This is a genomic window from Ardenticatenales bacterium (assembly GCA_020634515.1).
In the GTDB taxonomy this organism is placed as follows: Bacteria; Chloroflexota; Anaerolineae; order Promineifilales; family Promineifilaceae; genus JAGVTM01.
In genome coordinates, this window is the sequence record JACKBL010000001.1 from 555,854 (window position 1) to 567,898 (window position 12,045).

8 protein-coding genes and 1 other RNA gene are annotated in these 12,045 nt (G+C 60.1%); 6 read left to right on the forward strand and 3 right to left on the reverse strand.

All coding sequences use genetic code 11. The annotated features are described in order from the left end of the window. Positions 1-61: 61 nt before the first annotated feature. Positions 62-3,964 (reverse strand): S8 family serine peptidase, encoded by a 3,903-nt coding sequence (locus H6650_02130; GenBank protein MCB8950791.1) that lies wholly within the window; start codon positions 3,962-3,964, stop codon positions 62-64. 373 nt (positions 3,965-4,337) lie between these two features. Between H6650_02130 and H6650_02135 the strand changes: the two genes are divergently transcribed. The 5 genes from H6650_02135 (at position 4,338) to H6650_02155 (ending at position 9,364) form a co-directional block, all read left to right on the forward strand. Then, positions 4,338-4,934 carry a DUF3105 domain-containing protein gene (locus H6650_02135; GenBank protein MCB8950792.1) on the forward strand — a complete coding sequence of 199 codons (597 nt, stop codon included), beginning with the start codon at positions 4,338-4,340 and terminating at the stop codon, positions 4,932-4,934. 140 nt (positions 4,935-5,074) lie between these two features. Next, a non-coding RNA gene (gene ssrS, locus H6650_02140) (6S RNA) lies at positions 5,075-5,251 on the forward strand. A gap of 273 nt (positions 5,252-5,524) precedes the next feature. Next, positions 5,525-6,373: an MBL fold metallo-hydrolase gene (locus tag H6650_02145; GenBank protein ID MCB8950793.1), complete on the forward strand. Its 849-nt coding sequence runs from the start codon at positions 5,525-5,527 to the stop codon at positions 6,371-6,373. Positions 6,374-6,448: 75 nt separating this feature from the next. Continuing rightward, on the forward strand, positions 6,449-7,693 hold the full coding sequence (locus tag H6650_02150) for a nucleotidyltransferase family protein (GenBank protein MCB8950794.1): 1,245 nt from the start codon (positions 6,449-6,451) through the stop codon (positions 7,691-7,693). Between the two features lie 474 nt (positions 7,694-8,167). Further along, on the forward strand, positions 8,168-9,364 hold the full coding sequence (locus H6650_02155) for a hypothetical protein (protein MCB8950795.1): 1,197 nt from the start codon (positions 8,168-8,170) through the stop codon (positions 9,362-9,364). A gap of 118 nt (positions 9,365-9,482) precedes the next feature. Here H6650_02155 and H6650_02160 read toward each other — a convergent pair whose 3' ends face one another. Both H6650_02160 and rsgA read right to left on the reverse strand, forming a co-directional pair. Then, on the reverse strand, positions 9,483-10,385 hold the full coding sequence (locus H6650_02160) for a hypothetical protein (GenBank protein MCB8950796.1): 903 nt from the start codon (positions 10,383-10,385) through the stop codon (positions 9,483-9,485). Between the two features lie 183 nt (positions 10,386-10,568). Beyond that, positions 10,569-11,522 carry a ribosome small subunit-dependent GTPase A gene (gene rsgA, locus H6650_02165; protein ID MCB8950797.1) on the reverse strand — a complete coding sequence of 318 codons (954 nt, stop codon included), beginning with the start codon at positions 11,520-11,522 and terminating at the stop codon, positions 10,569-10,571. Positions 11,523-11,597: 75 nt separating this feature from the next. Between rsgA and H6650_02170 the strand changes: the two genes are divergently transcribed. After that, a complete protein-coding gene (locus tag H6650_02170) occupies positions 11,598-11,768 on the forward strand; it encodes a hypothetical protein (GenBank protein MCB8950798.1) in 171 nt (56 codons plus the stop codon). Positions 11,769-12,045 lie beyond the last annotated feature (277 nt).

Below are 12,045 nucleotides of genomic sequence, written 5' to 3' on the forward strand. Positions count from 1 at the left end.
ACAATGTGTTCAAACAATTCCGCTACAGATGCAATTGTGGGGACAGGGGGCTGTTTCAAAATCAACGTCCGGGAAAGATGCCGAAGTAGGTGAGGTGGGTGGAGGAGTGTAGGGTGACGTTGACGACGGTGCCGTGGGCCAGGGCGGAGTTGAAGTGGACGTGGGCGTCGTCCGCGTCTCCCGCGCCGACGGTGACGATGAGGGCTACCTGGCTGCTTTCGCCGGGGGTGAGGGGGATGGTGGGCGGATCGGCGGTTGTTTCCCAGGTGTGCCCTTGAATGGCGACGGATAGAGTGTCCGTTACGGGGCCGACGTTGGTGAGGGTGAGGGTGTAGGTGAGTGCATGGTGGTAGACGCCGACTTGTGCGGTTTCGCCGGACCAGAGGAATGCCGGCATTTGCAACACATTCGTCGTCCCCGTAGCCGTAAGAACCAGGTTGGGGTCGTGCAGGGAGGTGATCTGGAGGGTGAAGAGGTCGCTGGCGAGGGGGCGAAATGCCGGCATCGGGGGAACCGTCACCCGCACCGCCACCTCTCCCTGCTCCCCATACCCCAGCGACAGCGGCAGCGGCGTCACCACCTCCGTCGGCCACCCCCCCCCCACCGTCGCCACCTCATACAAGTCGTCCGGTCCCAGGTTTTTTAGCCAAAACGTGTGCGTGATCACCGTATTCGCCACCGTATCCACCACGCTATCCCCCGTCAGCGCCGCTGCATATGGCGCAGGCTGGCACGCCTGCACCCGCACATCGTCCACGTACCATCCCTCCCGCCCAAAGGCCACATCCGTCCCCAGGCGATAGCGGAACCGCACCGTTTGGCCCGCGTACCCATCCAAAGACACAATCGACTCCATCCAATCTTGCGGATCGCCGCACCAGGCCAACCTGTTCGCCAACGGATTACTCCAGGCATCGCTGACCGGACCATCATAGGGATCCGTGCGCAGTTCTGCTTCCAATTGCGCCCAGTCACCGCCATCCGCCGCGATCTCCAAAATCGCCCCATCGCGGCAGCCCCCTGCCATGTCGTCAATCGCCTGGTAGTTCCAAAAGCGCAGGGCCAGCGGCGCGGCGTCCGTGGGCAGCATGATTGGCGGCGAGACGAGCGACTGGTTGCTGAGCATATTTACGTCTTCCGCATGGAAGCTGATGCTGCCTTCATGGGCGCGGTCGCCGCTCAGGCTCCAGGTATCGCCGAGGCCGCTGTGCGTCCAGCCCGCGTCGTCTGTCTCAAAACCCGTCTCGTAGACGTTGACCGGGATGCTGCCTGCGTTGCATAGGCCGGGCAGCGGCGCGGTGAGGAAGGAAAAGGGGGGCGACGTGGCGCTGAGTCCGCAGGCATTGTGGGCGCGCACGCGCCAGTAGTAGGTCGTATTCGCCTCCAGGGGGCGGTGCAGGGTGAAACCGGGCGTGATGATGTTCGTGGCCGTGAGCACGGGCGTAGCAAAAGTGGGGTCGGCGGCGATCTCCAGGTCATACAGCGCCGCCCCGTCCGCCACCGTCCATCGTAGGGTGGGCTGGCGGGGCACGTTCCCCTGCCCGTCCGCGGGCAGCAGCGGCAGTGGCGGATCGGGCGCGTCATGCGCCAATCCCAAGCGTACGGAGCGGCTGCGGTTGGTGTTGGAAATGGCGGCGGTGAGGGTCAGCGTATACAGTCCTTCGACCGCCTGGTCTGTACTCGTGACGTGCAGGGTGGTGGTGCTGCCCGGCGGCAGTGGATTCTGGTCCAAAGAGGCCGTTGCTCCCACGGGCGCGCCGCTCACCTCCAGCCACACGGGGTCGGCGTAGTTGGGAACCTGCCCCAGGGCGACGGCGTAGGCGGCGACGGCGGGGGCGCACACGTCCAGGCGGGCGGGCGTGACGGTGAGCAGCGGCGCGCAGTTGGTGCAAACGAGGGCGAAATCCTGATCCGTGAGGTCGCCATTGTAAGGTACGCCGTCGCCGGCGATATTGGCGCCGCGCACGGTGATCACGGCGGTGGTCCCTGGCTGGGGCAGGAAAACGTTCTCCAGATTGTTGAGGGTGTCGGCGGGACCATCGCTGATTGACCAGCCGGCGGCGAAGTTGTTGCCGCGATAGGTGATGCCGCCGCTGAGGACGATCAGGTCCAGGTTGTTGACGAGGGCGGGGTTTGCGCCAGGGGCGGCAGCGGCGTCCGACCAGGCGAGGGTGATTTTTAGCGGCTGGGTGGGATCAACGACGCGCACGTCGAGCTGCCACACCGCGCCGCTGTCGTCGAGGATGGTTTCCTGGTCGAAGGTCAGGATGGGTACGGTGGGGGAGAGAAGAGGGGCCAGGTTGATGCGTCCCCAGCCTTCGCCGGCGTTGGGGATGTCCGGCGTGCCCAGGTCTTCGGCGCTGTTGACGAGCAGGGCTTTGCTCATGGCCGGGCTGGGCGTGGCTCCGTCGTGTTGCGCGCGCCACCATTGGGCGAGGAGGGCGATGGCCCCCGAGGCGTGGGGGGCGGCGAAGCTGGTGCCGCTGCAAAGGGCGTAAAGGCCGTTGGTTCCGGGGATGGGGGTGTCGCAGAAGCTGCCGCTGTCGTCGCGGGTGGAGGCGATGATGTCGCCGGGTGCGACGACGGTGGGGAGTATGCGCCCGTCGGTGGCGGGACCACGGCTGCTGAAGTTGGAGATGTCGTCAATGTTGCCGGCACGAAAGCTGACGCTGCTGCCGATGACGATGAGGTTCTTGGCTTCCTTGGGCGCGGTGACGCCGTTGTTGCCGTAATTGCCGGCGGAAAACACTTCAATAAACGGTTCGGCGGCATCGAGGGTGTCAAAATTGCCATCCCGTACCATTAGATCGTGGATGCGTTCACTGGTCTGGTAGCCGTGGTGCAGTCCTTCGCCGGTGGTCCAGGAGTTGTTGCCACCAATGGCTCCGCCGAGCAGGGCGCGTTTGCTGTTTTCTTGCCAGCCGCCGGCGGGGGGCCAACTGTCGCCAGAGAGGGGGTTCATGGCGAAGAGGCTGGCGGCGGGCGCTATGCCCAGGCCGTAGAGGTAGCCGTCGTTGTCGGTGAGGTGGGTGGTGGCGTCGGCGGCGAGAATGCCGGCAATCAGCGTCCCATGCCCTCCCCCCTCACAATCACTGCCGGGTTGCCCCGGCGGGTCACACGCCCCCGCAAAACTGTAGCCGCCGCCGATGCGCCCGCTCAAGTCTGGATGGTCATAATCAACGCCTGTGTCAATCACCGCCCAGGTGACGCCGTCGCCATCGTACCCCACGTTTCCCAACCAGTCGCCATAGCCCGGCCACGGCGCGCCATCGGCCACGTTGCCGGCCACGATCTGGTCGGATGCTTCGTCTTCCAGTTGGGGGCGCGGGCTGGCGTAGCCGAGCCAGAGGACGGCGGGCAGGCGGGCGGCGGTGGAGAGGGCGGATGCCGGCATAACGACGATGGCATCATAGAAAGCGCGGTCCGGCTGCGCCGGGAAAACCTGCACCAGTTCCGCCCCCAACCTTTGCAGCGCGGTCAGCGTCTCCGGCAGGTGTCCATCGTCATACACCATCACGTCTACCTGGCGAATGCGCCCATCCGCGTCCGTCAGCGCCGATGGCCGAGCCAGGTCGGGACTGATTTTGTAGGCGGGATGGTAGCGACCTTGCCAGCGGACGAAATCAAAACGACCGGCCAGAGGCGCGGCGCGGCCGTCTTGCCAAAGCAGGTAGGTGTAATGTGGGTAGTATTGCAGCACGCGCCAGCCGCTTTCCTGCAATTGGGTGAGCCAGGTGTCGCGGATAGGGCCGACGAATTGCGTGAGGTAGAGTCCGTTTTCGTTGGTGGGGGCGTGGAGAAATGCCGGCAATGGCGGTTCCCCATCGCGCAGCGGGTCAAATTCGTAGCGGTTGACGCGGATGATCTGGCGCGTGTCATCAGCTACGCTTGCGGCCTTGTGCGCGGGGACCAGCGCCATGAGAAAGGCAAATAACAGCCAGATCGTGCGTTTGTGCCAGGACATAAACGGTGAGCGAATGGATTTTAGAGTGAGTCAATGATGCGCGACTAGTACTCCAGAACTATAACCTATTCTGGCAACTTTCGCATTATGTTCGTCTCGCCCCCCTACCTCCTATCTCATGAGGCCCCGCTCCCACATGAACCCTGGCAAAATATGAATGGCTGAACCAAACAAACTCCTTTGCCGCGCCACGCCGAAACAGATACAGTTAGAAAGAGCGGATGTAACTGCCAAGCCAGATTGGCCCCATTTTCTCTGGTGAAATTAGTCCAATCTCCAGAGAGCGTTAGTCGTTACGAGCGGATTACGAGAGACGGAGGACGCCGTCATTATTCGTAATTCGTCACTCGTTACTCGTCATTCTTCAAAACCCATGACCCACTCCCCCTCCTCCGCCCGACCAGGCCAGCGACGGCAGCGGCAAGAACAAGCGCAACGGCAGCGGCGCCGACGATTGCTGCGTGTCTGGCTGCCTGCCGGCATTCTCGTCATCATCCTCGTCGCCTACGCCATCTACCAGACCACCCGCCCCGATCTTCCCGGCGTCGTGGACCTCGGCGCGCAACTGCGAGGACACGACAGCGCCATCAGCTACGAAGGGCAGTCGTTGCCGCCGGCGGGCGGCAAACATGGTTTCGCCTGGCAAAACTGCGGCATCTATGATACGCCCATAGATACCGCCAACGCCGTCCATTCGCTAGAACATGGGGCGGTCTGGCTGGCCTACAACCCCGATCTCCCCGCGCCCCAGGTCACGGCCTTGCAAGACCAGATTGTGGGCGAGAGCTACGTCCTCATGAGTCCCTACCCCGGTTTGCAAGGGCGGATCGTCCTCACCGCCTGGGGCAAGCGGTTGGTGCTGGATGGCGTAGACGCGAGGCGAATCAAGGCCTTTATTGACCGGTATCGTGGCGGCGGTCCCGAACCGGGCGCATTGTGCAACGGCAGCGTTGGCAGTCCCGTGCGCTAATGCCTGGTTGGTAGACGCTCTCCTTAACGCCGCAAAGGGGCGCTATTTGGCGCGGCAAACGCGCCTTTTCCGCCGCGAATAGAAGAGCGTGCCCTGCTCACATTCAGTTGCAATCGCCATTTGACTGTGTTAATATCGGCTCAATCCTGCCGTGTGCGTGATGGGCTTCAGTCGTTGAGCCAACGCATTCATTAAGGGGATCGAAGATACGTTGAGGATATGTAGTAGCCGCGGCCAGGCAGACTCTTCACGAAAAGATTCCCACCTGCTTTGAGCAGGTTCAAACCACGAGGCTCACACGGCACGGCGGGCAATGATGTGTACAATCCCCCGTGACATGGTCCAGCGCGAATTGACCGTCAAGAAACACATTTTCGTTTGCACAATCGCCGGGTCCCTGCTCTGGTTATTTTCCTGTCGCTGACGACGAAGCCGGAAAGAGTATTGAGGTAGAAGTCGGTTCAACCGGGTAAACGGGCCAAGGACGCAAGATGGCATCTGGTTCCAGGCACGCGGTGAAAGTACAACAGCCTCTGATACCTTATCAGGGGCTTTTCTATGTCAATCAACTACTGTATCAGGGATAATCAATGATTCGTGAGCGCATTGCTGACGATATTTACGTGTTTCGCAGCCACCGCTACGCGCAGGTAACAGCAGGAGCTATCATCACGAAAGAAGGTGTGATTCTCATTGACACCCTCTTCTATCCTGATGAAACGGAAGCCATGCGCGATTTCTTGGAAGTTCGCCTGGGGCAGCGAATCCGTTATGTCATCAACACGCACTACCACGCCGACCACACGGTGGGCACTTTTTTCTTTCCCTACGCCCAGGTTGTCAGCCATCGCCTTTGCCGTGAATTGTTGGATACGAAGGGGCGCGAAGGGTTGGCGCAGACGCAGGCGCAAAATGCGGAGTTTGAAGGTATTCAGGTCGTTTTGCCGGATATTGTATTTGACCAGGGCCAGTTCAATTTGTACCTGGGCGGCAAGACGGTGCAACTGCTGCATCTGCCGGGGCACAGCGCGGACTTGATTGGGGCGTTTGTGGTGAATGATCGGATTCTTTTTGCCTCGGATACGGCAATGCCTGTGCCTACGTTGTTTGATGGCAGCTATGATGATCTGGTGGCGTCCATGCACGCGATGTTGTCGCTTGCGCCGGATAGTGTGGTGCAAGGACATGGTGAGGTGATTCTGCGGGGCGAGGTGCGTTCACTGATTGAAAGTGACCTGGCGTATTTGAAGATGATCAAGAATAAGGTGATGAAGGTGATAAATGCCGGCAAACCCGCCTCCGCGTTGGAGAACATTTCCATTGAAAGCTGCGGCAAATCACGTATCCCCCTCAATGGGTTCGTAGCTGATTTGCATTACGCCAATCTCGTCCGGCTTTACAACGAGTGGAGCAACACAGCACCGTCACGATCATCCTGAAGCCAGGGGCAACCGTCGGCACGCCGCCGATATGTTGCCCTTTTCCACACACGACGAACAGGCCCACAATAAAATATGGGCAAAGATTACGTGCATAAGTCGGCCCGCGAGTGGCCGCCACTGGGTTTGGCGGAACAGCGCTTCCTGGTAGCCTGCCTGCGGAATGGGGAACCGCTCCCGACTACTTCTGCTGCTTTTGACTGGAACACTTTCGTGCGGCGGGCCGTCAGCGATGGCCTGGCTCCACTGGTCTATCAGCGTTTGAAGGGGAATGCCGGCATTCCCCCATCCACCCTGGACCATCTCAAACGCAGCTACTACCAAAACCTTTCCGCTAACCACGTGCGCCTCATGGAACTGCGCCGCCTGGGGCAAATGCTGCAAACCTACGACATTCGCCTGCTTGTCCTCAAAGGAGGCGCGCTGGCGCAAACAGTGTACGACAACGTCGCACTGCGCTTTATGGGCGACCTGGATGTAGCCGTGTTGCCGCGCCAGGCGGAAGCTGCCCTGGCCGCCCTGCAAGCGGATGGTTACATCTTGCACCAGGAGCAGGCGCAGGCTGGCGAGCAGAATCGGGCGGCAATGGAGGAATTCGGCTGGCATTTGCGCCTCACCAAATGGGTCCTGGGGCAGCAAATTGAGCTGGAATTCCATTGGCCGTTGCGCCAGGTGGTATTGGTGAGCCAGGTGGCCCGTCTGGACCTGAACCATATCTGGGCCACGGCCATCCCCCTGGATCCGGAAGCCAATCTCTGGCAGCCTGCGCCCGCCGCCATGCTCCTGCATCTTTGCTTGCACACAGGCTTGCAACACCGTTTCAACGATCTCGGCTTGCGTCACTACTTGGACATTGACCGCGTCGTTCGTCACTATCAGGGGCAGCCCGATTTCTGGCCTGCTTTTGTGCGCCTGGCGCAGGGAACCCATGCCGTGCAGGTTGCTTATTTTTCTCTATGGTTCACAGAGGCGCTGTTGGGCACGCCCATGCCCGTCGCCCTGCTACACCAACTCGCGCCCGCGGCCTGGAAGCGGGCCTTGTTTGGCCGCTATTTGCGGCCAAGCGATGTGGTCAATCGCACGCGCGCGCTCTATGGGGGGCGTCGCATTGTGTGGCGGCTGCTGACCACTGACCGACTTCTTGACTTACTGCGCGGTCCCTGGCGCGTCCTTTTCCCTGGCCGCACCTACCTGGCCGATTATTATCAGGTGAAAAACCCGGCCAGCCTGCTGCTGCTGTGGGCGTGGCATCCGCTGCGCAGCCTGGGCCGCGCGGGTCGGCGGCGTCTGCGCGAGATGCGCTTGCGCGCCACGGATTGAATGAGACTCAGACCGGCGATTGCATGACCTGGACTGCGTACCTGACAGGTCTCCGCGGACCTGTCAAGTTTGTTCACTTATATTGCGGCCAATCCTCAGCATTCCACTTTGCTGGGCGCGAATAGCGCGAATCACACGAATTGAGCCAGGCATCTATGCGATATTCTGTCAATAACTGGACACTGGCTTTTTTGGAGTGGAGGCTTCAGCCGGCTCACATATGGCGGTTTGAGCCGGCCAAAGCCGCGACTCCGGCCACCATATGTAGATTTCGCCAGACTCCAGCCAATAACCAAAATCCGCGAAATTCGGCGCATTCGCGCCGGACATTGGATTTAGGGCCGTCATCAATCCCGCTCTTCCCGAGGGGACACTTTTCGTGGCGGATTGCTCCTTTCCAAATCCGCCAACACACATACCGCTTCACCGCAAAAGGGGTGCATCATTAGCACATTTACCCAAATTCGCCATTATTTGTCTGTTTTCTTCCTGCTAATCGTAGCGGCTGCCTGTGCGCGTACCCCTGCGAATCCGCCCGCGCCCATTGTCACCCCCACTCCTCAGGCCGTCAGCGACGTACAGCCCACCCTCCTGCCTATCAACACGCCCACGTCTATCCCCTCCCCGCGCGCGCCAACGCCGATTCCCAGCAAAACGCCCACGGGCACGCCGTCCCCGACACCCACCGGCACCGCCACAGCCACGGCGACGAATACACCGCTGCCTACCGATACCCCCACGATTACGCTTACGCCGACTCCCGAACCACCACCCTGGCCGATTCTCTCCTGGTTGTGGGATCCCGCGAACTTTGCGCCCGCTACGCCGCCGGCTCCCTTGCCTCCCTTGCCGCCCCTGGCTATTTCACCCGGCAGCCCCAGCCCCTATCTGACTCAGTTTCGCCTTGTGGCCTTCTACGGCAGCCCGGAAGGGCGCGGCCTCGGCATCCTGGGTAATCAGTACCGCAACGAAACGGTGCGAATGCTGCGCGGTGTCATCGCGGAGTACCAGCCCTGGGTGACGGATGGGCGTTACTCCATCCCCACCTTCCACATGATTACGACCGTCGCCAAGTCTTGTTCCGCCTACCCCCTGTGCAGCCGACAGATCGACAAAAGCCTGATTTATGATTGGCTGGTTACGGCGGAGCGTAACAACGCCGCCGTTGTTCTTGACCTGCAGATTGGCCGCGCCAACCTCATGGATGAATTCGAGCGGGTGCGTGAGTTTCTCTATTATCCGCATGTACATCTGGCGGTGGACCCCGAATTTGCCATGAATGATGAGCAGGAGCCGGGCATTCAGTTGGGTACGCTGGATGCGGCGGACATTAATCAGTTGCAGGCGGAAATGGAAAAAATCGCGCTGGAAATGGGTGTGAACCGTGTGCTGATTGTGCATCAGTTCAAGGATAGTATGTTCACCAACAAGCAAGACATCATCAACTATCCGCATGTGGAGTTGGTGATTGATGGTGATGGCTATGGCCCCCCCGGCCCAAAGATTCGAAACTATTTACAGTATGCGAGTGAGCCGGGTTTTGAGTATGGTGGCTTCAAGATGTTTACGGATCAGGCGAATGGGCAGTTGATCTACGATGTTCCCTTCATGTTGCCGGAACGGGTGATGACGGTTCTTGTGCCGCAGCCGGTGGTACTGATATTTCAGTAGCCTGCCGGCGCAGACCGTTCCGAATTAGGACGGACGATGAAATGAAGTATGGAATGGCATCGTCCGTTTGCAGGAACGGTAAGGGAACGACTTCGTTGTCTTATTTAATTTCCGTTCCTTACCACCAGGTTTTGAAGCTCAGCCCGTGTTTCCCCAGGACGCGGCCTGTGACTGACTCTGCCTGGACTTGCAGGTGTACGGTACGTCCCGGTTGCCAATCGTCCAGCAGCACAGTTGTCTCGGAAATGCCGGCACGGTCCGCGGGCGGCATGGTCACTATGTGCGTGCTTCCATCCTCGTAGCGAATGGTCACGCGCAGGAGCGCGTCAGGAACCGCGTACCCGTCCGGGGTGCGCACGGTGACGATGAGATGCTGCTCGTCTCCGGCGAACAGGATCGGGTAGCGGATGGAGGTGGATAGGGTGACTTCTTGAATGCCGGCAAGATCATCTGGGATGAAATCCTGGATACGCCGTTGTTGATAGTAAGTGTAGACGGCTCCCGAACGCAGGAAGTGAACCTGCCCCAGTTGCGCCACCTGCACATTCAGGTCAGGCGGTTCCTCAGGATGCCACTCCAGGCGCGCGTTGCGGAAATACTGTACCCAGCGCCCTCCCTCTTCGCGCTGGGTGGACAGCGGCGCGCCAAACAACGTAGCCCCCCCATACTGTTCGTAGAAATCACGGAAGGGCGCGGCAGGGGCATCCGCGCCATCATCCTGCGTCCCCAACTCCCTCAGCGCCCAACTGCCCAATGGCGTCACCTCAACCTGCCCATCGCCGGAAGCCAACTCCAGGCGCAGGTTCTGAAAATATTGCACCACGCGGCCGCTGTCCGGGTCTACAAACGTGCCGGTCAGCGGGTAGCCAAATGTGCGCAGTCCCCCATAATCCGCATAAAATGCGGTAAATTCCGGCGAAATCGCGGGGGGCGCGGCAATGCTTGCGTCTGGCGGCGGTGCTGCCTGACCACAGGCTACCAAGAGTAGCAACCCCAGCAACGATAGTCCCATCCGTCTCATGAAGAATCTCCAGTCATAGACCGATCACGTGTGTTTCAGTCAGGTGGAGAAGAAGGGCATCATTAATTGTGGAACTGCTGAATGCTTTTCGCGCTAGCCATTCGACAATTCACGAATTCGCCAATTAAATGTTGCTTCCCTCCGCGGCCAAAAAGAAAAGACGCCGAACAATAAACAACAATACTATAACAACCCATATGCGGCCTGGTCAAGCATTTCTTGTTCTTCGCGCAAGCGCAGGTAGCTATCGTAGCGAGCGGGGGAGACGCGACCATCGGCTACGGCCTGGCGCACGGCGCAGCCGGGTTCGTGGGCGTGGGTGCAGTCGCTGAACTGGCAGGCGGCTACCAAAGGGGCGATCTCGCGGAAATAGGCGTCCAGTTCATCTGCTTCTATGTCGTAGAGAGCCAGGCTGCGGATGCCGGGCGTGTCCGCCACGTAGCCGCCGGCGAAGGGGAGCAATTCCACGTAGCGAGTGGTATGCAATCCTTTTTCCGTGGCCTGGCTTACGGCGCGCACTTGCAGGCCGAGGCCGGGTTGCAAGGCGTTGAGCAGGCTGGTTTTTCCCACGCCAGATGAGCCGGTGAGGACGGAGATTTTGCCGGCAAGCACCCGGCGCAGTTCATCCAATCCCAAGCCAGTATGAGCGCTGGTGTAGAGAACCCGGTAACCAATGTCCGCATACAGTTGAAACAGTTTTGCCGCCTCGGCGAGGGGGACCAGGTCCGTTTTGGTGACGCAGACGATGGCCGGCAGGTCGTTTCGTTCGGCGACGACGAGGAAGCGATCCAGTTTGCGCAGGCTGGGAGCAGGCTGGCGCACAGAGAAGACCAGCACGACCTGGTCGGGGTTGGCGACGAGGACTTGTTCGCGGTCGCTGAGGGTGTCCCGCGTGTTGCGTCCGCTGGGACGGGCGCGGGAGAGGACGCGCTGGCGCGGGGCGATGGTTTCAACCATGCCCGTGTCTTCGGTAAGGATGGAAATGGTAACGTGGTCCCCCGCCGCCGCCAGGTCGCTTTCCAGCCGCTCTTTTTTCAGTCGTCCCGGAAGCTGACAAACGTAATCTCCCGCGGCGGTGCGCACGGTGAAGAAGCCGCTTTGTGCCTTGATGATCAGACCGTCCAATCGCTTTCCCATAAGTGGCAATTATAGAGTCGCCTCGGGATCGCCGCCAGTCGCCCACCCTGTGTTTTTCGAGCCGAAGTCGCCCCCTTGCATCCGCGCGATTTGTATCTGGATGGATTGCCGCCGCGCCTACGGGTGACGGGCAAAAATAGCAAGGAACGCACCGTCTGTCTCTCCCATCAGGTGCGCTGGGCGGTACAAGTTTGCCGGGTCAAACGTCCCGCCGCCGAATGCGAAGCCGTTTTCCTCAGTCAGTAACCGTCCGTAAAAAGTGTGAAGTTATCTTCGGACGGTAGAGAAAATTGGTCCAAAGCCGTTACCCTGAAAATAGACTCTAGACACTGGCGTTTTTGGCGTGGCGGCTTCAGCCGGCCCCCATATGGCATTGGACCCGGCTAAAGCCGCGACTCCGGCCACCCTATGTGGATTTCGCCAGACTCCAGTAGACTACAAAAGTCTCAGTCCAGCATCGACATCCATACGCCCGGCAAAGACTTTTGTAGTCCTTCATGTGACGTTCAGCACATACTAAACG